Source organism: Flavicella marina, from assembly GCF_009193215.1.
Taxonomy (GTDB): Bacteria; Bacteroidota; Bacteroidia; order Flavobacteriales; family Flavobacteriaceae; genus Flavicella; species Flavicella marina.
Genome location: NZ_VYVA01000001.1, coordinates 97,095 through 119,157 on the forward strand (window position 1 = coordinate 97,095; position 22,063 = coordinate 119,157).

The following is a 22,063-nucleotide window of genomic DNA, read 5'->3' on the forward strand; positions in this document are numbered from 1 at the left end:
TTTTAAACTAAATATAAAATTTTATTTTTTCACAATTCTTCTTTTTAAACCATTGTCAGTTTGTAAAAAATACACACCGGATACTAAATCAGAAACATCTACCGACAAAGATGCTTCCATAGTCTTTACTTTTTGTCCCAGTACATTTACAATGTAAATAATTTTCGCTCCTTTTAAATCAGAAATTGAAATATTCCCTGATGTAGGATTAGGAAAAACACTTACATTTTTAAACAACTCAAATTCTCTCGTTGATGCAGGCACATCGTATCTTTGAATGTCATCAATATAATACACCTCTTCTGCTGTTAATGCCGTAGCATCATCTATATCAGCTACTACATCTAATTTATTATATGTACTTAAAGCATTTCCGTCAAAGTCAAATTCAAATAACACCCATGTACCTGCATCCGTACCTAAATACGATTGGGTTCTGGTATTGGTATTACTTGAAACTGGTGAATCTGTCGGTAAATCAGCACCATATGCTAACCCTATACTAATGGTTCCTCCAGATGTTCTTGAAGCAGGAATAAACACCTTCATACTTAGGTAACGTAATCTATCAATGGTTCCATTTACTCCGGATGCAGGAGGATTCTCACTAAATGCTTGAAAGCGAATTCTTGCTTGATTCGTTGCTCCAATACCTTTTTGATACTTAATTACTGTATTAGAAAGATTTATACCAGTTTTACTTGGATTTGTGTCATTGTTTTTAATTCCAGCACCTCCTTTTTGACCTAGACCATACGAAGAAACAGGTGTTACACCATTATCGCCCCCAAAGTCAAACAATTCTTCTTGTCCGAATGAAAAACTAGTTACAGAAAATGCACATACTAAAAGTAATTTTTTTAACATAATAAAGTTATTAATTGGTTAAGTGTCAAATATAAATTCTTCACAAAACAAGAATTAACTCATATGTTTAATTTTCTACTTCATATGTGCAACCCTCCATACAGATTAGAAAAACACAAAGAAATGCTAATAAAACAGAAAGAGGTGATTAACAAAAAATCATTTATTTAACAATTTCATGTGGTATAAATACTATTAATCTCCAAATTTCACTTAGTTATTTTCTGTTAATTTTAAATACAAAAGCATGATCTCCGACTTTATTCGGTAGTTTAATTTTTAGCCCTTCAGTATCTCTATTGAACATCAAGTTACCTTCATTACCCAATAACTGAATTGAAGCTACATCTTTTTGATATAACTCACTTCCTTGTTTTAATGTTCTAATATGCAACTCCCCATTTTCTGGCCAATCCAAAGCTATTGCATATAAAACATCGCCTTTGGTTGTAAATCGGATATCTTTTGCTGTGTTATCAGCATTTTTTTCTTCACTTAAATGTCCCTCAACAACTTTTGCATCGCCCTCTCCATAAATTTCAAATGTTCGAGTACCATAAATAGCTTCACCATTTACTTTCAACCAAGCGCCCATCTCTAACAATCTTTCTTTCACAAGTTCCGGAATTTCTCCATTGGATTTTGGTGTAATATTCAATAACACAGCACCATTTTTACTTACTACATCTACTAAAAAATCAATCAATCTATTCGTTGATTTATATCTTGGATTGCTAATATGCGACCAAGATTTCCAATCTATTGAATCATCAGTCAACCAAGGAAAATCTTTTTTCTCCTTCATTCTCGAACGTTCTAAATCTAGCACTGCAGTTCCTTTGGCAAAATCATAAAACTTATATGTCGAAACAACTTCTTGACCTTTATTCTCAGCATGGTTGTAATAATATTCTAAAAACTCTTTTCTATGTTCTTCAGAAACTACGTCCATTTTGTTATCGAACCATACAAGATCTGGGTTGTAATTATCGATAATTTCTTTCAATCTATTCAACCATTCGTCATTAAATTCTTTACCAGCTCTTGGATAATAACGATCTTCACCAGCATCAATTTCATGTGGGTTGTAAGGATATTGAAAGTCTCCTTTCTTTAATTTCGGACCGTATAAATCAGCATACTCAGGATCAGAAGCATCTGTTGTCTCATCCCATGTTGGAAACCAACCAAACAACCATTGACGATGAAATGTTGCAATAAACTTCATATCACGTTTTCTAATTTCTTTCGAAAGCTCACCCATAATATCACGTTTAGGCCCCATTTCTTTTGCATCCCATTTAGTTAACTTACTGTCCCACATAGCAAACCCATCAGCATGTTCAGAAACTGGACCCGCAAATTTAGCTCCGGCGTCATAAAATAATTGTGCCCACTCAGCTGCATCAAATTTTTCAGCTTTAAACATTGGAATAAAATCTTTATAACCAAACTCATTTAAGGGACCATAAGTTTCAACATGATGGGTATAAAAATGACTTGGCTTCCCATTTTTTGCTTCTGGATTTTTCTCATTCACATACATCCAATGTGCATACCATTCATTTTCATATTCTGGCACAGAATAAGGCCCCCAATGACAATAAATACCGAACTTCGCATCTAAAAACCATTCCGGGGTTTCATGCTGTTTCAAAGACTCCCAATCTGCGGAATATACAATTTTGGCTTTTTCAGAATCTTTCTTTTTATCTGATGAATTACACGATACTAATGTTATCACTAACAAACTTATCAATAGTGCTCTCATAATTAAATGCATTAGAATTTATTACATGTTGATTTCATTCAAATACTCATTACTAGTTAAACTTAAAGATTAGCATATCGTATTACCGATCTCAACTTAGAATCAAAATTATCTTATCGGTTAAAAGAATAGAATCACTATAAGATTTTCATGGGTAACAAATGGTTTCTAAACTCGTCGATCAAAAAAACTAAAAATATTCTATCGAGTGATTAACGTCAAATCTTCAGATTTAACTGTACCAACTTTTGCAAAAACGCTACCAGAACTTTTCTTGTTTTTAGACTGTATGATTACAATTGCTTTTCCTTGATGTGTAATAATTTTATTTCCTTGGTGTTTTCCGACAAACTTTTCCCATCCATTGTCAATTCCAATAATCATCAAATTTTCATTCACGAAAAACTCTATTTCAGAATCGTTATCAGTAATCAAGTTTCCATCAACATCTAATAAGTTAACTTCAACCACAGAAGTGTCATAACCATCAGCATTTAAATTTGTTTTATTTGCTTTTATTGAAATCTCATGCAAACTTCCTTGCGTTCCTAATTTATATTCATCAACTTTCACTCCATCATTATACCCAATCACTTTCAAAGTTCCTTTAGAATAAGGCACCAACCATTTTATGATGTTATCCTCTGCGAAATCTGCTCTACTTAACTTTCCTAAGGATGTATCATTTAAAAACAATTCAGCCTCTTCACAATTTGTATACGTTTGAACAATAATAGATTCATTATCTGAATAATTCCATTTCGGATATACTTTATACCATTCCCATTTTCTTAACATTTTCCATACAGGAGCAGGGGTATACTGCATCTCAAACTTCCAACCATCTTTTTTGGAAAATGAAAATTCTGATTCAGATTCAGGTGTCGTTACCATATATACTTTTGGAGTTTCTTTCCACAAACACTCGAAAAAATGACCTCTAGGAGTTTTAAAACCGGCATAATCAAAAAACGATATTTCCAATCCTTTTCTTGGCCAAGGTCCGGCTTCTCCTAAATAAGCAAAGCCTGTCCAAGTAAAAATCCCAGCGACAAAATCACGTTCATCGATACTTTTCCACTCTTTATAATCTCCCCAATTTTCCGACCCAACGATTTTTAAATCTGGATATTCGGCATGTGCAACATCATAATCAGAAGCTCGATAATTGAAACCAAATACATCCACCGCAGTTCCATAACCGCTTACCATACCTACTGAAGGTAAGACACTACCACAAGTAATTGGACGGGTGCTATCGACCTCTTTAGCCCATGCCACAAGTTTCTCAGCAGTTTCAGCCAAAGGATCTTTACCTTTTACATTTTTATCGAATGCCATCTTCACTGTTTTCGCATCGTAATTAGGCACATATTCATAACCTTGAGCCCCAGATTTATCATTTACGTCATTGAACGTTTTTGAATAATGAGGGAAGGTCCATTCTATTTCATTCCCAATACTCCACATAATAACAGATGGATGATTAAAATCTCTTAAAATCAAATCTTTTAAATCTCTTTCTGCCCATTCATTAAAAACTTCTGGATAAGCTTTAGCTGCTTCCTTTGGTGCTGCATTATCTCCTAGATATGCTAAACTTTTACCTTTTGGAACATGCCATTCATCAAAAGCCTCTGCCATTACTAAAATTCCTTTCTCATCACAAACATCCATCAACTCAACAGCATGAGGATTGTGTGACATACGAATTGCATTAACCCCAATAGACTTTAGTTTATCAACTCTGTATTCCCAAATTGATTTCGGAACAGCTACCCCTAATGCACCCCCATCGTGATGTAAGTTTACTCCTTTGATTTTCAACCTTTCTCCATTTAAAGAAAAACCAGTATTTGCATCAAAGTCAAACGTTCTGATTCCAAAATTTTCCTCAGTTTCATCGATCAATACATCATTTTCAAATAGACCAACTTTTATACTATATAAATTTGCTTTTTCTACTCCCCAAAATCTTGGATTTTCGATATTTATTACAGATTTATACATTCCTTTATTCACATCATCAATATCCTTGTCTATAGAAGACACAATATTCTTATCAGCATCCAACACTAGATATTTTAAAGATACATTTTTCATAGCCTCAGCTCTATTGTTCTCTATCGATGTAACAACAACAACCTCGGCATTTTCTTTGGTTACTTTAGGAGTTGTAATTTGAACTCCCCATTGCTTGATATGAAGTTTATTTTTCTTTATTAATTGTACTTTTCTGTAAATTCCAGATCCAGTATACCAACGCGAATCTATATATGCCTTTCTGTCAACCTCTACGGCAATCACATTCTCTTTTGCCCCAAAATTCAGATGCTCAGACAAATCATATGAAAAACTACTATAACCATTTGGTCGTTTTCCCAAAAAATGTCCATTGATCCAAACAGAAGCATTATTATACACACCATCGAACAATATTTCTATTTGTTTTTGCTGATCTGATTCAGGTAAAGTAAAGTGCTTTCTGTACCAACCCATTCCTCCCTTCACAAACCCAGTACTCGCAGCGCCATTTTCCTTATCATATCCTTGCTCAATACTCCAATCATGCGGAACTGACAAATTTCTCCAATTCGAATCATCATATTCAACTGCAGAAGCCTTGGCTTCATCAATTAATTTAAATTTCCAACCCTGGTTAAAATCTAAAGATTCACGGACGTTTTTTGTTTCGGTTTCACAAGATGCAGATAGAAAGACTAGTGCAATCAACATGTATACTATTCTCATAATAATTTTTATTTTAACAGGTTAGCTGGCTTGAATACAACCTCTAAGTCTATTAGTTTTGATTTGTCTATTTTTTTTGAATCTTTTATAAATTTTGTTCCTACAACAAAAGCTTTGGGACTATTAACAGCGTCTACAGCAAGAAGTTCATCTTCTTTGAAATACCAAATAGAAAATTTTTGCTCATCCTCTTTTCTTACCAAAACTTCAGTATAGCCTTGTGACAAACCAACCATCTGTAACTTAACGTCATATTGATCTGACCAAAACCAAGGGATTGTATCGTATACAGGGTCTTTTCCGACAATCGCAGCAGCTGCTACTTTCGCCTGATCAACAGCATTCTGAACAGATTCTAGCCTAATTTTTCTATTGTAATGGGGGTTGAAATGATACGTACAGTCACCTATCGCAAAAATATTGGCATCATTTGTTTTAGCAGTTTCATCAACTAAGATTCCATTATCAATTGTCAAACCCGCAGTTTTCGCCAACTCTAAATTTACACGAATACCGACACCAACAATAATTAAATCTGCCTCGTACATCGTACCATCAGCACAAATAACCTCATTAGCATTTTGATTATTTTTAATAGACACTACATCCTTTTCAGTCAATACTGAAACACCATTTACAGCATGCAACTCAGTAAAATACTCAGACATTTCAGGAGCTGTAACTCTCGCTAGCACACGATTTTCTCGTTCTAAAACGATTATATTACCTCCAAGTTTTCTTAACGAAGCAGCCGTTTCTAATCCGATATATCCTCCTCCAATAATCACCACATTTTTCCTTGTCGCTTCGGTAAATGCTGCTCGAATATTTTCTACATCTGCTCCTGTGCGTAAAGGAAAAATATTCTTTGCTCTATCAATACCTTTAATTGGAGGAATAAATGGTCGTGCGCCAGTAGCTATCACCAACTTATCATAGGCTAAATTCTCACCATCAGCTAGAATCAAGTTTTGGTTTTCTCTATCGATTTTCTCAACGGACACACCAAGCATAATCTCGATATTTTCTTTAGAATAACTCTCTACTGATTTCAATAAATTAGACTCCATTCCTCCTTCAGTTGTCAAATATGCTTTTGACAGTGGAGGTCTATGATACGGTACTAGAGGGTCTTTATCTATTAGGATAATATTTCCTTCCCAACCTTCTTTTCTTAAAGAAAAAGCAAAATTCACACCACCATGACTTGCACCAATTACAACACAGATTTGATCTTGAGTATTATTTTCAGACATATTTTATGCTATTATTCTGATTCTGCCACTTGTAAAACAACACCATCTAAATCTTCACTAATTTCTAGTTGACAACACAAACGACTTTGTTCGTTTGCATGGTCATTTAGTTCTAACATATCTGCTTCTATTTCACTTGCTTCTCCCGTTTTATCAGTATGAGCTGGATCTACATGTACGTGACACGTAGCACAAGAACACACTCCACCGCAATCACCATCAATACCTGGTATATTATTATCTACTGCCAATTGCATCACAGAACCTGAAGTTCCTTCTAAAATAATTGACTCATTTTCTCTTGTTATAAATGTTATTTTTGCCATCGCTATCTGTTTTATTTTTTATTAAACTTTACTTGTAAATATTCGTACCCCACTTTTCTCTTGAACTGATCTAAATCTTCTATATTTTCTTTACTATCAAGAATATCAATTGAGGCTACTTTTTCCGCCAATGTTTTTAATAAGATATTCATGATTTGTCTTGCGTGTGTTGCTCCTAAACAATTATGATGGCTAAAACCAAATGCCACATGAGGATTGATTTTTCTATCCAAAACAACTTCATTAGGTTTTTCGAAAACTTTAGCATCTCTGTTTGCAGAAGCCCAACACAAAGAAATTCTAGTATCAGCTTTCACCGCATGTTCGCAGACCTCTGTATCTTTTGTTACAACTCTACCCATATGAGTCAATGGAGAAAAATATCGTATCAATTCCTCAACTGCTTTTCCTGTGACTTCTGGCTCCTCTAACAACTTTTTTAAAGATTCAGGATGTTCTGCAAAATACGCTATCGAATTGGTTACCGCATTGATTACTGTATCCCTACCTCCAGAAAATGTTAAAATCATTACGCCTTTTACCTCTTCTCTAGTTAATTTTTTTCCATTTACTGTTGCAGATAACAACATAGAATACAAATCATCTCCTGGATTTTCAATTGCTTCAGAAATTTTTTCATCTATATAATCGTATAGAATTTTTGCCTTATCTCCATCTAAATCATTTCCTTCACTTCGAAACACGTGTGTTCCCCATGAAATCCATAAATCGGCTTCAGAATAAGGTATATTTAACAATAACGTAAGCGCTCTTGACTGTAATTTCAAAGAAAACTCTTCGATCACTTCCACTGAATCTAGTGTCAATACTTCTTCTACTAATGCTTCGATTTGATTCTTTAACTCTTGAGAATACTTTTCTTCTAATGGCCTTTTGAACCATGGTTCAACCAAGGCTCGAAAATCTTTGTGTTCTGGTGGATCAACCTCAAAAGGAATTTGCCTTGTATCCCTAATATTCACTTCAGAAGGCACCACAATTCTTCCTGGTTCTGCACCTGATTGAAAGTTTTTCCAATTATGGGCACATTTTCTAACATCCTTAAGACCAAGAATCATTGTTACTGGATCATCTTGATCGTTCATTTTTCCATAACCTTTGCTAATTCTAGCTTCTTCAAAAACATCTGGTAAGGCACTTTTTTCCATGATATGATAATTTAAGTTTTATTATTTTTTTAAAATTTCATTAAAAAACAACATACTTTCTTTGATATGTGTTTCCCAATAACTCCATTCGTGTTTACCTGGATTTTCTCTATAATCATGCTCAATATTTAGAGCAGATAATTGTTTGTGTAACTCACGATTCCCCTCAATCAATTCATCATCCACACCGCAATCAAAACGCAATGGTGGCAAATTATTTTTATGTTTCTGTATCGTTTGAAAAACCGAAATTTCTTCTTGATTACCCTGATCATAGGAACTCAAAGGTTCTTCTACAAACAATTTCATCTCTTCAATTTTAGTAATTGATGACAAGCCAGATACTCCAGAAAAAAGCTTGTTGTATTTAACACCTAAACGCAAAGCTCCGAATCCCCCCATAGACAGTCCTGCAATGAACATTTTTGAATTTTCACTTACCTGAGAAATCAATTCTATTAAAGCATTCGGAACATCTTCAACAATCCATTTTTCAAAATCCGCACTTGTATGTTTTACATAAGCACTTCCATCTCCCCACAAACCATCGGAAGGCATTGCAATAACCATTGGTTCAATCAATTTTTGATCGATCCACTCTTGCATTTTTAAATGAATTCCTGTCTTTTGGGACCAGATCCAGTGACTACCATACACTCCATGTAGCAAAATTACAAATGGCAAATCACTAGTAACATAACCTTTCGGCACATAGACCGAGATATCTCCTCTGCCTTTCATATTTTGAGACTTGACCGTAATATGTCTCAAATTATTAGCCTCAAATCGAGGGTCAGAAATTTCTGTAGTTTTAAATTTTGACATATCAATCAAATACAATTACACCTTTGGCATTTTTACCAGCAAGCATATCATCGAAAGCTTGCTGTAAATTATCTAAAGGATAGGTTCTGGTAATCATTTCATCCAACATGATATCTCCATTTTTATAATGTTCAATTATTTTAGGAAAATCTTTTTGAGGGTTGCACTTTCCGTAAAGCGGATTGATGTATTTTTTATCCCATTCAAACAATGCCATATCTATTAATACTTCTTGTTCGATTCCACTTACCTGCACTGCGGTGCCCGCATTTCTTACCATTGCTAAAGGAGCAGCCCCTAACGCGGGTATTGCGGTACACTCAAATGCAAAATCAGCACCTCTTCCTTCTGTTAACTCTTTCACTTTTTCTGCTGCTTTCAGCAAACCTTTATCATCTTTATCAGCTAAAATTGTATGGGTTGCCCCAAATTGTATTGCCATGTCTAATCGTTGCTGATTGATATCAATTGCAATAATTTTTGCCGCCTTTGAAACTTTTATTCCTTGAATTACATTTAACCCTACACCACCTGTTCCAAGTACAACAGCAGAGGCTCCTTCATAAACTTGTGCTGTATTCACTGCAGACCCAAAACCTGTCATCACACCACAACTGACAATACTTGCAGCTGAAAAACTCATATCTTGAATAGGATTTTTTACTACTGCTGATTCTTTTACCAATGTAAACTCTGATAAAGTACCTATATTAAAAGAACGTTCAATCGCAACACCATCCACAGTAGTTCCTTCAATATGCGCATGCCCATCGGTATAACCGTTACCACCGGCTACTACTGGAGAATTATTCTCACAAATATGTTCATTTTCGTGTGTACATTGAAAACAAGTACCACAAGGAGTTGCCCAATTCAATATAACCGCATCACCGACTTTTACAGTAGTAACAGCATCACCAATAGCTGAGACAATACCTGCTCCTTCATGTCCCATTACAATAGGTTTTCCCCAGCTCAATGAATCGTGATCTGTATGACATAAACCAGCGGCTTTTATTGCAACCAATACCTCATCACTTTTAGGATTTTCAACATGAATCTTTTCTATGGTAAACCCTCCTTTACCGTCTGCAATAGCTGCATTACATATTATACTCATTTCGTCTTTTTTATCTTGATTTATCCAAATTCAAAATTAGACATGATTACAACTTCAAAAAGTACTTATTCTAGCACAATAGTATCCTATATTGACATTATTAAAATACTTTATATATTTTTAAATCATTATTGAGTATTTTTGTAAAAAAACATTCATGAAGGCTCAATTTGAAAAAATAGCTTCTCCTGCTGATAATTCATTTAACTCGTTTATCTACAACAACAAACGTTTTATTGCTCCTTGGCATTTCCACCCAGAATATGAACTAACCTATATTGTGAAAGGAAAAGGAATACGTTATGTAGGAAATAGCATCCATAAATTCGAAGAGGGTGATTTTGTATTACTTGGTCCTGACATTCCACATTGTTGGAAAAACACAGATGATACATCAGAAAATGTTCAATCCATTATTTTTCAGTGGGAGCAACATATTTTAGGGACAGACTGGATATTAAAAAGCGAATTTTCCTCGATAAAAAAACTATTTGACAAAGCAAAACAAGGGGTACGTTTTTCCAATGAAATTGCTAAAAAATACTCTAGTCAATTACTTGAATTACTTTCAAAACCACCATTTGAAAAAATTATTGGATTTATTCAAATATTAGAATTATTAAGTCATGAAAACGACATCGACCTATTATCGTCTGCCAATTTTACACCAATTCTAAATAGAAAAGCGAATAATCGAATAGAAGCGGTTTACCATTTTGTAAGACATAACTATGACAAAAAGATCAAACTAAAAGATGTTTCTAGTTTGGTCGCCATGACAGATGAAGCATTTTGTCGTTTTTTCAAAAAAACATTCAACAAATCATTCTTTACATTTGTCAATGAATATAGAATAAACCTTGCTTGTAAATCGTTAACTGAAACCAACAAACAAGTAAGTCAGATTGCCTATGATTGTGGTTATGAAAGTTTGCCTTTTTTCTACAAACAATTTCAAAAATTCATGAACTGTTCTCCTCTTCATTTTCGAAAAAACCCACACCAGTAGTTCGTATAGCGGTACTATTAATTTTGTTCTGTTATTAAAGCCATATGTTTTGTTCACTATAGTATCGAGTGAATACATTTATCCTTTAACAAAAAACAGAAATAAATATGAAACATATTTACATCATAACCGCTATCTTGTTTTCAAGCCTAGCATCAAATCTATACGCTCAAGATTTAACGATTCCTCCCAAAAACTATGTAGACTCGGTTCGAATAGAAAATGCAGTATTTAGAAAAAACAAGAAATACCCACTATCTGATCAAAACAATACAGGGAAATGGAAAAAATTAAAAGCTTCTGATGAATTCGAGAAAAATAAAATAAATACAAAAAAATGGTTTCCCTACAATCCTAAATGGAAAGGTAGACCTCCAACATTTTTCGAAACTTCAAACGTAAGTGTAGAAAAAGGAGAAGTTGTAATTCGAGTGAATCAGCATGGTAACAAAGAAATCCCTGATAACTACACACATACAACAGGGTTTATAGTTAGCAAAGAAAAATTTTTATATGGATACTTTGAGGCTGAATTAAAGTTAATGAACGCTCCTTGGGTTTCTGGGTTTTGGATGGCAAACGGAACACCTGAATGGTGGACAGAAATTGATATTTGTGAAAACGCACCCGGACTTGTCTACAACAGACACGATTTAAATTCAAACATCCATGTATTTAGATCTCCTAAAGATCAAGGAGATGTCAAAAAACATTTTTCTCGTCCAAAAAAATATTATTTCCCGAAAGAATTGCAAAAAGACTATCATGTTTGGGGATTAGAATGGACACCAGAGTTTATTCGATTTTATATTGATGGAATATTATTTAGAGAAGCAAAAAACACACACTGGCATCAACCTCTAGAAATCAACATCAATTGCGAATCAAACAAATGGTTTGGGGCTTTACCTGATGATAATAGACTTGATGGTGAATACCATATAAAATATTTCAGAGCTTGGAAACAAAAAACAACTAAAAAATAATTATGATGAAAAATAACACGTTATTTCTATACTTGCTCTTATTACTCATTGGTAAGAGTTTTGCACAAAAATTACCTTATGGTTTTCCTAATACTGATAGAATCAAAACAAGTCTCAATCAAAACTGGAAATTTCATTTAGGCGACCCAGATGCATCTTTTTACAAAAAAGATTTTGATGATTCTAATTGGAAAGACATCAGTGTGCCCCACACCTTAAAACTTACTTCACTTGCTTTAGATGGATTGAACGATGAAAAGACACAATTGGTATTCCACAGAAATGTGGGCTGGTATCGAAAAAACATTTCGGTACAAAAATCCCAAAAAAAAGTCTTTATAGAGTTTGAAGGTGCACATCAGGTCACAGACCTCTGGATCAATGGAGAACATGTGGGACAAAATGCGGTAGGCGGGTACACCCCTTTTCACTTCGACATCACGAATTTCATAAAAAAAGGAGAAGAAAACCAGATCACTTTGTTAGTTGACAATAGAAGAAATGAGATTGTTCCACCAGATCCAGGACCTTTCGATTATGTGAAATTCAGTGGTCTATATAGAGATGTTTATTTAGTCGAAACCAATCCGACGCACATAACCTTCAATTGGGAGACTTTGAACTCTGGTGTAAACATTACTACAACAACGATTGATCCAATAAACAAAAATGCAACCATCAATATTAAAACGGCTGTAAAAAACGAAAACACGAAGGCTATTAACGTTACATTAGCTACACGAATTATAGACAAAGAGCACATTGTGGTTCGACGACTTGTTACCGAGCAACAAATCTTACCAGGTCAAGAATTTCAATTCAACCAAATCGGCAGTCTTGAAGACAACGTACAATTTTGGGATACGGAAAACCCTTACTTATACAGAGTAAATAGTGTGGTAATTGTCAATGGAAAAGAGATTGACTTCGTAGAAAACAAAATCGGACTTAGAAAATTTGAGCTTGACCCAGTTCGTGGTTTTATTTTAAACGGAAAACCAATTGAATTGATTGGTTTCAACAGACATCAACAATATCCTTATATCGGAGATGCTGTTCCAAATTCACTTCATTATAAAGACGTACTACAATTTAAAGAGTTTGGTTTCAATATTATCAGAACAGCACATTACCCTCAAGACGATGCGTTGTTGGATGCGTGTGATGAATTAGGAATCCTTGCCTATGAAGAAGCTCCAACTTGGATCTCTATTTCACAGAAAGAAGCTTGGTGGAACAACCTAGATATTGCTGCAAGAACTATGGTTAGAAATCATAGAAATCACCCGTCAATAGTAATGTGGGGAGCCGGAGTAAATCACAGAGGATATGTACCCCGGGTTCACAACACAATCAAACAAGAAGACCCAACTAGACTTACAGCTTCACAAGGAGCTAGATGGACAGGTTGGCAAGCCTCTGGTTTAACTGACATCAATGCGAATATGTTATATGGTCCATTTATTTGGGACAGACAAGAACCTATGTTTGCTATGGAAGGTAGACATGGAGCGGCTGCGGTAGCTCCCTACAAAAGAGACCCTTTAATGACAGGTTTAATTTCTTGGACAGCACATGCCTACTATACTTTTCATCCTACACATGACAAGGCTGACAATAAAATAGATAGAACCAGAAGTGGTTTGATGACGATTTTTAGACAGCCTCGACCTAGTGCAGATTGGTACAAATCTGAATTGTTAGAGACTCCTTTTGTTGCAATTCAAGAAGAGTGGAAAAATGACATCGATGCAATTACAGTATTTAGCAATGCGAATGAAGTTGAACTATTTGTAAATGGGAAATCAATCGCAAAAAATAAACCAAGTGCAGATACAACTTATGTTGGATTAGACCATCCTCCTTTCATTTTTGAAAACATCAAATATGTGAAAGGAAAACTAAAAGCGAAAGCTTACTTTGAAAATGGAGAAAGTTTAGAAACATCAAAAGGTACTCCCGGTAAAGCCTATGCTATAAAATTACAGCTAGATACCGAAGGTAGAGACTTTCTTGCAGATGGTTCAGATATTCTAATGGCCTATGCCACTATTGTAGATAGACAGGGTAATGTAGTAAGTGACAGTGATAAAAAAATAAAGTTTACTACAAGAGGAGATGCTACCATTATTGGTGATGATGCAGCAATAAATGCAAATCCTATGTTTACCGAATACGGTGTTGCACCTGCACTAATAAAAGCTGGTACTAAATCAGGAAAAATCACAGTCTACGCCAAAGCCAAAGGGCTAAAATCAGCAAAGGCTACTGTGAACACTATCGCTAACAACAATGATATCATTGCATCAAATTCTGAAATCATTTATGACTTTAAGAATGAAAGAATTGATTTAGGAGCAGCAGATCAATTGACACAATTTGGTTGGAATTTTTGGAATGGAAACGATACGAGCGACAACACTTATAGTTTCAAAGATTTTGAAGGTACTAGCATTGAATTAAGAAGTGCTTCAGACGAAGGTTTTGTAAAATGGTTGGGCGAAATGAATGTCATCGGAAAGTATGGTTTCGCCTACGGAGATGGAGCAATTGGAGTAAGTGATAATGGTGTTAACTTGGTCCTAAAAAACCTTCCGAAAGGAAACTATAAGTTAAAAGCTTGGCATCATGCACCGAGAACAAATTCTGATTTGATGGACCCTAACAAAGACAAACTTAAATCGTTAAACACATATAAACTACCCTACGAAAAGTCAATTGAAGTTCGCATAGAAAATAGTTCTGATACTCCAGTTGTAGCAAAAGTAACCGAAGGAAAGCAAATGCAATGGGACCAACCAGGAACCAGTACAATATACTTTACTTCTGATGGCGCTTCTGACACCACAATCAATTACAACGGAAAGGAAGGAAAAGGAATTTGGATCAATGCCTTAGAGCTAAGTGAATGGAAGTAATTGGACTTTTCTAAAAACTAAAAAAATCAGCCAAATGGCTGATTTTTTTTGAGTAATTTATAGTTTCAGAAAATTCAGGATTTTTTTTCAGTTCCTAATAAATACAAAACAACACCGGGTCCTGATTTGACTCTTCCAATTTCCCAGTCATAAGTTTCACTGCCTTCTAAACCATTTACAAGCGTTCTCATTTCATTTAAAGAATATGTTCTTAAGGAAGAAACTATTCCATCCCAGAGAACGAAAACGGGTACAATCGGAATCAAATAAGTAAAAATAATCCTTCCTAATTTAAATGGTTTTATGAAAGGTGTAGTGAGCAAAACACTTAATGGAGAAAAAAGCATCGCAATGATACTTGGTATACTTCTCTCTTGTCCTTCAAAAACAGCTATTGGACTTTTATCGTCAACTGCATTTTGCAATATTTTCTTTGCGTCAACAGGTTTAAAGTGATGGAATGATAAAAACATCGTTCTCAATCCTTTCAAATCTTTAGAAACAGACCTTGCATCCATAGATGCCTCGATATATTCAAAGTTGCTTGCTTTCTTCTTCGTTAATTCAAAGGCAGAAAGATTTGGATAAAAATCTGTTAATACAATTTTTAATTCTGGAATAACTTTACACAATTCTTTATTTAACCATAACAGACCTCCTCCTCCACCAGAACCTAAATCAACTATTTGATTCGAATCACTTTTACTCAAACCTTTTTGCAATATCGGTATAACTGGCGAATACATTTTTGTTTTATTGGACAAGAATTGAAGAAAATCAGTTCCATAGTTTCTTATTCTAGCAGGAAACCATTTTTGATCTTCAAATTCAAATAAGTGTACTCTCTTCATTATAATTACTTTTACTCTAAAGTAATTATAATTTTTCTATGTAAACATAATATGCAACATTTTTAAGATGTTCATCCTTATAAAAATTTGCATTCATTTTTGTTTTCCCTGAAGGTAATTCCATTATAAAATCTGCCGATTTATCTGTATCAGACACCGATACTTCTCTATAGATTTCACCAATTTTCACGGAAGCTTTTGAATACTGAAGATTTTTTCCGATTGGTAACTCTCGATCCAAACCAGGTAATTCTTTTTTCGTAATAGCAGGAATTGTCGCATTGATATTTAAATCTGATTCTATAGGATACCTTCTTAATGAAACTTTATACTTACCACTCTTTTTGATATCCAAACACCAATACCCTTTTCCTAAGTCTCCATTTCGAATAGCTATTTGATTCCAGGGTTGATTTCCATTTGCAGCATGTATGTCATGACAAGTCAGCGCTATAGGATTTTCAATATCTAATCCTACCTTAAAATAAATTTCTTTTTCAAAATCTACAGATACTTTTTTCCACCATTTTTCATAAAAAGAACGCATTTCAGTTACCTTTTCTGGAAACTTATCAGCCAGGTTGTTTCGCTGCCCTTTGTCTTTTTCTAAATTGTACAATTCTTTACCATCTATCAAGCGCCATTTTTGTTGCATTACTGCAGAACCTCTCCATTTTTCGGGTACTTGAATTCTTTGAGAGTCGGTAATAAGCATACGCTCATTAGTTGTATCAGGATTTTTTAACATTGGTACAATACTCTCTCCTGCTAATTCTTTATGATTCTTAGGCAATGAAATCCCACATAACTCAGCCAATGTAGGCAATACATCAACCACACCTGTCAACTCATTAATATCAGTTGATTGATAGATATTTCCGTTCTTCCAGTGTATAAAAAAAGGAACTCTATGACCACCTTCATATTGACTTCCCTTATGACCTCTCATTCCTGCATTAAACCCAGTAGACTTCTTTGTTTTTTTATTATAATATTGACCAGCTGCAGTACCATTGTCGGTCATAAATATCAAAATTGTATTATCCGCAACTTGTAATTCTTTTAAAGTCTTTCTCAATTTTCCAAAATTCTCATCGACATTGGTAATCATACCGTAAAATCTTTTTTGAGTATCCTGCAAGACATCAGCACTTAAATCTTTATATAGGTCGTAATATGAAACTGGTACATTAAAAGGACCATGCGGAGCATTTGATGCTATGTAACAAAAAAACGGTTTGTTTTTATTGTCTTTGATAAAAGAAATTGCCTCATCAAAAAACACATCAGTACAATAGCCTTTATATTGAACCGGTTTTCCGTTATTAAAATATACATCATCAAAATAAGTGTTATTCCAAAAATCTGGGGTTTGTTGCACGCCTCCCCCGCCATGCATCACAGTATGTTGAAAACCTCTATACTCAGGTCTAAAAGGATAATTATCTCCCATGTGCCACTTTCCAAATCCGCCTGTAGCATAACCAGCCTCGCTAAACATATCTGCCATCGTTTTTTCATCTTCTCTTAGCAATGACCAGCCACCTATAGTATGCCATACACCCGTACTATTTGCATCTCTACCGGTCATCAAAGCTGATCTAGTTGGAGCACAGGTTGGCCCGACATGAAAATCAGTTAGATGGTAACTTTCGGCATGAAAGGCATCTAAATTTGGAGTTTGAATAATCGTATTCCCATGCGCTCCCAAATCTCCATATCCTTGATCATCTGTGATTACCAAAACAACATTGGGTTTCGCTTCTGAAGTATTATTTCGAATGTTTTGTCTAGAACAACTAACCGTTGCTATGATGAATAATAGTAGTGTAAAATTGATTAATTTCATATAATTATTAATATTTCTCCATTGTTGTTAATTCGGGCGAACCTCCTCTATTTCCGCAACCAGATGCGATATACATACTTCCCTTAAAAAGAAATGCCCCAGTTCCATGCCTTCCTTGGATCAGTGAAGGATAAGTATGCCATTTTTCAGTTAATGTATTCAAACCTTCTACCTCATTATGAGCTGTATTTTGAGTACCCGACTCCCCACCAATTACTAAGATATCATTATGATATGCGATGGTAATGGACCCTGCTCTTTCGGTCGGAAGATCATCGCTCAATGTGCTCCATTCTTTTTTTTCAATATTGTAGACATCCACTTCAGAAATAGTCTCGGTGAACGTTGCGTTCGGTGCTTTAGAAAGTCTTCCTCCTACTGCATAAATCTTACCATTTAATTCGGCCGTTTGAAAATGATCTCTAGCCCTAGGTGCATTTGGTAAAACAGTCCATTCTTTGTTATTTAATTCATAGGAATCGAACCAATTTTGATGCCCGCTTTTATGCCCATTTACAATACCACAAGCAATATAAACCACTCCGTCTTTTATTGAATTCCCTGTAGAACCTCTTCTTCTTTCAAAAGGTATTTCCTTATCCTTTACCCAAATATCTAAACTTGTATTGTAGTAATATATGTTTGGAACAGGTGTTTCGTTTGGGTACTGACCGGTCATAGCTCCAATAACATAAATATTGTTTTGATATACTATCGGTTGAAAGTGATGGAACTCCAACGGAGGTTTTTTACCTGTTGACCAACTATTAGTATTTGTATCATATACACTAACGTTTCGAATTCCACGTCCTCCAAGCAAATAAAATTTATCTCCTACAACTACAAAAGCAGCTTCATGCCTTTTTATAGGATGCGAACCATCAGAAGTTATTACGTATTCCCATTTTTTATTTTCAACCTCACTTATAGTATTTTGTCTTGTTTTACAAGCAGATAAACAGATAGAAACTCCTATCAATACTAAAAAAACTAAACTTCTTTGCATTGAATCATTAGTTTACGGTAAACGATTGAGTATTTGATGTTGCAGTGTTACCTACTTCATCTCTCGTAACCACTTTCCAATAATATGTTTTTCCTGAAGAAATTGTAGCAGTAAATGAACTATTTGTGATTGCATCTCCTACTTTGGTGATAGGATCAGTAGACTCATCTAAATAAACATCATAATTTTTAATATCATTATCAAGATCACTTCCTGACCAAGAAAGAACAACTGATATCCCTGATACACTTTCTTCGTGTTCTGGACTTATTAAATTTGCAGGAAACGGTACATGATTTTCCGTACCAACACCAGACAAATAAAAATTCCAAGTTTCACTCTTAGCAGTTTCTTCAGTTGCATTCGAATGAGAAACCACATACCAAGAATAAGATGTTTCTCGGTCTAGCGTAATTTCTCTACTATCTATCGGTGCAGCTTCTGAAAACTCTACTCCAGAAGTTAAGTTCTTAATATGTATTCTATATCCTGATGTGTTTTCTGAACGTTGCCAATCAAACAAAACTGTAGCTCTACTATCACTCTCAATTGTTCCTGGTTCACATGACTCATTATTAACCGGATAAACTAAAACTGCTGGTTCAGGTGAAGGAGTTGGAGCAGGATCCTCTTTTGAGCATGAAGCAGATAGTAGTAATACTAGAAAAATGACTATCGATTTAAATACATTCATATGATTTATTTTTTATGAAGCAAAGCTAATTATTGAGTTCAAAAAGGAGTAGCACACATATATTATATAAGATAACATATGGTTTTAATGTAAAAAACATATGTATTAACTATTCAAACATCTCAATAAGTACGTGGAAACAAAATCGTATAACTTTAAAAGTTATATAAACTTAATCAAATGTAAATTATGAAAAAAATTCTATTTGTGGCATTAGCTGTGCTATTAGCCAATTGTAAAGAAAATGATAATTCTTTCTGTGAATCTGAACCTACTTTCGGAGATATCGAGATCTCTGAAATTGGAACTGGATCTATAAATTTAAAAGGAGGAATTGTGGCAGACCTTTGCAGCGGAGAAATAAAAATGAAAGGGATTGTGTATGGAAAAAACACAAGTCCTACCGTAGATGGATCAAAATTTAGCTTTTCTAAAACCTTCTACAATCAAACTATTGAAGAACTCTACGACAATACGACCTATTATTTACGTCCATTTGTAACAACCGCAAACGGAGAAGTGATTTATGGACCAACCAGTCAAGCAACAACTGAAGAAGCAATTATCAATGAGCCTTGTACAACAGGAATGTACAATGAAGCAATTGGTAGAATTGTGATTGAAGCTGAAAGTGCAACAAACCTAAATGGATGGACTTTAGCTAGCACACAAGAAGGATTTTCTGGAGATGGTTATTTAATTTGGGAAGGAGCAAACAACTTTACTACCCCGAACGATGGTATTATTGAATACAAATTGAGAATAAAAACTACAGGAACGTACAAATTCTTATGGAATTCAAATGCTGCCTTTGGAAACAATGGTACTGAACACAATGATTCTTGGCTGAGCTTTCCAGATTTAGCGCTTACCGGAGATTTTTACGGTAAAAAACAAAATGGAGAAATTGTATACCCAGCAGGTGTTGGATTAGAACCTACACCAGAAGGAAACAGCGCAAATGGCTATTTAAAAATCTACAAAAACGGACCTACAAACACATGGAAATGGCAATCTAATACTAGTGACAATCAAGGGCACGAAGTATTTATTGACATAGAAACTCCTGGAGTTTACACAATGTTAATTGCAGCAAGATCTATGCACCACGCAATAGATAAGTTTGTTATCTATAAAGAAAGTTTAGATGCACCTATTGCCGAAGATTATCCGTTGAGTGAAATATGTGAATAAACAACTTATAAAAAATATAAAACTCTTACACATAATGTGTAAGAGTTTTTTTTGCACTATTTATAAATCATTATTTCTCTTTTGTAGATCTATTTCTTTCTAACTGCCATCGTTTCTGATCTTTGATACAGTTTGGAATATGTGGATCTATCCAACCTGGTGCGATATTATTTTTATCCCAATTTGCATATTCTTTTTCTAGTTCAGCAACAATTAAGGGATTTTCTTCAGAAATATCATTTCGCTCGTACGCATCATGTTTCAAATCAAACAAGAAAGTTTTTTCTTTCGATGCATTTTTGTAAAGCTTATAATCTCCTTTTCGAACCGCATATTCATAACCTCCAACAGATCTCCAAAAAAGCAAATCATGAGGCTTTTTATTAGATTTGGTTTGAATATATGGCAACAAACTCACACCATCCAATTTTGGATAATTACTTAAATCTTCTCCTATTGCATCTAAAAAAGTAGGATACAAATCTAACGAACTGATAATTTCGTCATAATTTTGTTGTTTTTTAATTCCATTCGGCCATCGGATAAAAAACGGAACTTTTATCCCTCCTTCAAACAGCATACCTTTAAACCCTCTATTGGGTCTGTTATCAGCTACATCTTTCCTTCCTCCATTATCACTTAAAAACACAAAAATTGTGTTTTCCTTTTGCCCATTAGCAATTAAGGTAGAATCAATTCTTCCGATATTATGATCAACCGCATTTACCATGGCTCCATAAATACTTCTTCCTCCATATTCAATATGCTTGGTTTGTTCTAAATATTTTTTTGTCGCATGATTCGGTGCATGTGGAGCGTTGTATGCCAAATACATGAAAAACGGTTTTTCACTTTTACCGTTTATAAATTGAATTGCTTCATCCGTAAAATCATCAGTTAAATAAGTCAATTCATTTTCATCGACCTTTACTCCATTTCGATAGACAGTATGAATGGCATCTTTTGATCTCCCCCAATAATTCATTCCACCTCCGGGAAAGCCAAACCAATGATCGAAGCCCTGTTTCGGAGGATATAAATTAGGATGATCCCCAACATGCCATTTACCTATTGCACTTGTTCTATATCCTTTTGACTTCAACGCTTCAGAGATCATTACTTCTGATAGAGGTGTACCTACTGTATCGTCATTTTCTGTATTATAAGGCATGTTACAATCATGACCGAAACGAGCTTGAAACCTCCCAGTAAGTAAACCAGCTCTAGAAGGACTACAATAAGGGTGTGATACATATCCATTCGAAAACACAACCCCTTCGGCCGCTATAGCATCTAGGTTTGGTGTAGGAATATCAGTTCCTCCGTTAAAACCTACATCAGCCCAACCTTGATCGTCTGTTAGCACAATAATAATATTCGGATTTTCTACTGTTTTTATACTTTTAGATTCTTTACCTGTACAACTCGACAAAAGCGATGTCAACAAAAAAAACGTTATCAACTTGTTCAT

At 34.6% G+C, this 22,063-nt stretch carries 17 protein-coding genes; 4 read left to right on the forward strand and 13 right to left on the reverse strand.

Annotation, left to right across the window (positions count from 1 at the left end):
• Positions 1 to 21 precede the first annotated feature (21 nt).
• The 8 genes from F6P99_RS00315 to F6P99_RS00350 form a co-directional block, all read right to left on the reverse strand.
• The gene (locus F6P99_RS00315; RefSeq protein WP_152285451.1) at positions 22 to 867 is read right to left on the reverse strand and encodes a T9SS type A sorting domain-containing protein; all 846 of its coding nucleotides are present in this window, start codon (positions 865 to 867) and stop codon (positions 22 to 24) included.
• 217 nt (positions 868 to 1,084) lie between these two features.
• Positions 1,085 to 2,638, reverse strand: a complete 1,554-nt coding sequence (locus tag F6P99_RS00320) for an alpha-L-fucosidase (RefSeq protein WP_152285452.1) — start codon at positions 2,636 to 2,638, stop codon at positions 1,085 to 1,087.
• A 201-nt stretch (positions 2,639 to 2,839) separates the two neighbouring features.
• Positions 2,840 to 5,389, reverse strand: a complete 2,550-nt coding sequence (locus tag F6P99_RS00325) for a sugar-binding domain-containing protein (RefSeq protein WP_152285453.1) — start codon at positions 5,387 to 5,389, stop codon at positions 2,840 to 2,842.
• An 8-nt stretch (positions 5,390 to 5,397) separates the two neighbouring features.
• Entirely contained in the window at positions 5,398 to 6,645 is a 1,248-nt protein-coding gene (locus F6P99_RS00330) for an NAD(P)/FAD-dependent oxidoreductase (RefSeq protein WP_152285454.1), read from the reverse strand.
• Between the two features lie 11 nt (positions 6,646 to 6,656).
• Positions 6,657 to 6,971: a 2Fe-2S iron-sulfur cluster-binding protein gene (locus F6P99_RS00335; protein WP_152285455.1), complete on the reverse strand. Its 315-nt coding sequence runs from the start codon at positions 6,969 to 6,971 to the stop codon at positions 6,657 to 6,659.
• An 11-nt stretch (positions 6,972 to 6,982) separates the two neighbouring features.
• Positions 6,983 to 8,140 (reverse strand): cytochrome P450, encoded by a 1,158-nt coding sequence (locus F6P99_RS00340; protein ID WP_152285456.1) that lies wholly within the window; start codon positions 8,138 to 8,140, stop codon positions 6,983 to 6,985.
• A 21-nt stretch (positions 8,141 to 8,161) separates the two neighbouring features.
• A complete protein-coding gene (locus F6P99_RS00345) occupies positions 8,162 to 8,965 on the reverse strand; it encodes an alpha/beta hydrolase (protein ID WP_152285457.1) in 804 nt (267 codons plus the stop codon).
• 1 nt (position 8,966) lies between these two features.
• The gene (locus F6P99_RS00350; RefSeq protein ID WP_152285458.1) at positions 8,967 to 10,085 is read right to left on the reverse strand and encodes a Zn-dependent alcohol dehydrogenase; all 1,119 of its coding nucleotides are present in this window, start codon (positions 10,083 to 10,085) and stop codon (positions 8,967 to 8,969) included.
• 157 nt (positions 10,086 to 10,242) lie between these two features.
• Here F6P99_RS00350 and F6P99_RS00355 point away from each other — a divergent pair, with 157 nt between their 5' ends.
• The 3 genes from F6P99_RS00355 (at position 10,243) to F6P99_RS00365 (ending at position 14,998) form a co-directional block, all read left to right on the forward strand.
• Positions 10,243 to 11,094 carry an AraC family transcriptional regulator gene (locus F6P99_RS00355; RefSeq protein ID WP_152285459.1) on the forward strand — a complete coding sequence of 284 codons (852 nt, stop codon included), beginning with the start codon at positions 10,243 to 10,245 and terminating at the stop codon, positions 11,092 to 11,094.
• A 107-nt stretch (positions 11,095 to 11,201) separates the two neighbouring features.
• Positions 11,202 to 12,080, forward strand: a complete 879-nt coding sequence (locus F6P99_RS00360) for a family 16 glycosylhydrolase (protein WP_152285460.1) — start codon at positions 11,202 to 11,204, stop codon at positions 12,078 to 12,080.
• Positions 12,081 to 12,082: 2 nt separating this feature from the next.
• Positions 12,083 to 14,998 carry a glycoside hydrolase family 2 protein gene (locus tag F6P99_RS00365; protein ID WP_226912978.1) on the forward strand — a complete coding sequence of 972 codons (2,916 nt, stop codon included), beginning with the start codon at positions 12,083 to 12,085 and terminating at the stop codon, positions 14,996 to 14,998.
• 74 nt (positions 14,999 to 15,072) lie between these two features.
• On the opposite strand, the gene F6P99_RS00370 is transcribed toward F6P99_RS00365, so the two are convergent.
• From F6P99_RS00370 to F6P99_RS00385, 4 genes are read right to left on the reverse strand one after another with little or no spacing between them, the layout of a single operon-like run.
• Positions 15,073 to 15,849 carry a hypothetical protein gene (locus tag F6P99_RS00370; protein WP_152285461.1) on the reverse strand — a complete coding sequence of 259 codons (777 nt, stop codon included), beginning with the start codon at positions 15,847 to 15,849 and terminating at the stop codon, positions 15,073 to 15,075.
• A 25-nt stretch (positions 15,850 to 15,874) separates the two neighbouring features.
• Positions 15,875 to 17,698 carry an arylsulfatase gene (locus F6P99_RS00375; RefSeq protein ID WP_152285462.1) on the reverse strand — a complete coding sequence of 608 codons (1,824 nt, stop codon included), beginning with the start codon at positions 17,696 to 17,698 and terminating at the stop codon, positions 15,875 to 15,877.
• A gap of 7 nt (positions 17,699 to 17,705) precedes the next feature.
• The gene (locus F6P99_RS00380; RefSeq protein WP_152285463.1) at positions 17,706 to 18,704 is read right to left on the reverse strand and encodes a Kelch repeat-containing protein; all 999 of its coding nucleotides are present in this window, start codon (positions 18,702 to 18,704) and stop codon (positions 17,706 to 17,708) included.
• A 7-nt stretch (positions 18,705 to 18,711) separates the two neighbouring features.
• Positions 18,712 to 19,398, reverse strand: a complete 687-nt coding sequence (locus tag F6P99_RS00385) for a hypothetical protein (protein WP_152285464.1) — start codon at positions 19,396 to 19,398, stop codon at positions 18,712 to 18,714.
• Positions 19,399 to 19,587: 189 nt separating this feature from the next.
• On the opposite strand from F6P99_RS00385, the gene F6P99_RS00390 reads away from it, so the two are divergent.
• A complete protein-coding gene (locus F6P99_RS00390) occupies positions 19,588 to 20,592 on the forward strand; it encodes a carbohydrate-binding protein (protein WP_152285465.1) in 1,005 nt (334 codons plus the stop codon).
• A gap of 70 nt (positions 20,593 to 20,662) precedes the next feature.
• On the opposite strand, the gene F6P99_RS00395 is transcribed toward F6P99_RS00390, so the two are convergent.
• The gene (locus F6P99_RS00395) at positions 20,663 to 22,063 is read right to left on the reverse strand and encodes a sulfatase-like hydrolase/transferase (RefSeq protein ID WP_152285466.1); all 1,401 of its coding nucleotides are present in this window, start codon (positions 22,061 to 22,063) and stop codon (positions 20,663 to 20,665) included.

What these genes read in the sequence shown, in the direction of transcription:
- F6P99_RS00315 (WP_152285451.1), bottom strand. Translation starts at nt 867, where the DNA reads ATGTTAAAAAAATTACTTTTAGTATGTGCATTTTCTGTAACTAGTTTT.
- F6P99_RS00320 (WP_152285452.1), bottom strand. Translation starts at nt 2,638, where the DNA reads ATGAGAGCACTATTGATAAGTTTGTTAGTGATAACATTAGTATCGTGT.
- F6P99_RS00325 (WP_152285453.1), bottom strand. Translation starts at nt 5,389, where the DNA reads ATGAGAATAGTATACATGTTGATTGCACTAGTCTTTCTATCTGCATCT.
- F6P99_RS00330 (WP_152285454.1), bottom strand. Translation starts at nt 6,645, where the DNA reads ATGTCTGAAAATAATACTCAAGATCAAATCTGTGTTGTAATTGGTGCA.
- F6P99_RS00335 (WP_152285455.1), bottom strand. Translation starts at nt 6,971, where the DNA reads ATGGCAAAAATAACATTTATAACAAGAGAAAATGAGTCAATTATTTTA.
- F6P99_RS00340 (WP_152285456.1), bottom strand. Translation starts at nt 8,140, where the DNA reads ATGGAAAAAAGTGCCTTACCAGATGTTTTTGAAGAAGCTAGAATTAGC.
- F6P99_RS00345 (WP_152285457.1), bottom strand. Translation starts at nt 8,965, where the DNA reads ATGTCAAAATTTAAAACTACAGAAATTTCTGACCCTCGATTTGAGGCT.
- F6P99_RS00350 (WP_152285458.1), bottom strand. Translation starts at nt 10,085, where the DNA reads ATGAGTATAATATGTAATGCAGCTATTGCAGACGGTAAAGGAGGGTTT.
- F6P99_RS00355 (WP_152285459.1), top strand. Translation starts at nt 10,243, where the DNA reads ATGAAGGCTCAATTTGAAAAAATAGCTTCTCCTGCTGATAATTCATTT.
- F6P99_RS00360 (WP_152285460.1), top strand. Translation starts at nt 11,202, where the DNA reads ATGAAACATATTTACATCATAACCGCTATCTTGTTTTCAAGCCTAGCA.
- F6P99_RS00365 (WP_226912978.1), top strand. Translation starts at nt 12,083, where the DNA reads ATGATGAAAAATAACACGTTATTTCTATACTTGCTCTTATTACTCATT.
- F6P99_RS00370 (WP_152285461.1), bottom strand. Translation starts at nt 15,849, where the DNA reads ATGAAGAGAGTACACTTATTTGAATTTGAAGATCAAAAATGGTTTCCT.
- F6P99_RS00375 (WP_152285462.1), bottom strand. Translation starts at nt 17,698, where the DNA reads ATGAAATTAATCAATTTTACACTACTATTATTCATCATAGCAACGGTT.
- F6P99_RS00380 (WP_152285463.1), bottom strand. Translation starts at nt 18,704, where the DNA reads ATGCAAAGAAGTTTAGTTTTTTTAGTATTGATAGGAGTTTCTATCTGT.
- F6P99_RS00385 (WP_152285464.1), bottom strand. Translation starts at nt 19,398, where the DNA reads ATGAATGTATTTAAATCGATAGTCATTTTTCTAGTATTACTACTATCT.
- F6P99_RS00390 (WP_152285465.1), top strand. Translation starts at nt 19,588, where the DNA reads ATGAAAAAAATTCTATTTGTGGCATTAGCTGTGCTATTAGCCAATTGT.
- F6P99_RS00395 (WP_152285466.1), bottom strand. Translation starts at nt 22,063, where the DNA reads ATGAACAAGTTGATAACGTTTTTTTTGTTGACATCGCTTTTGTCGAGT.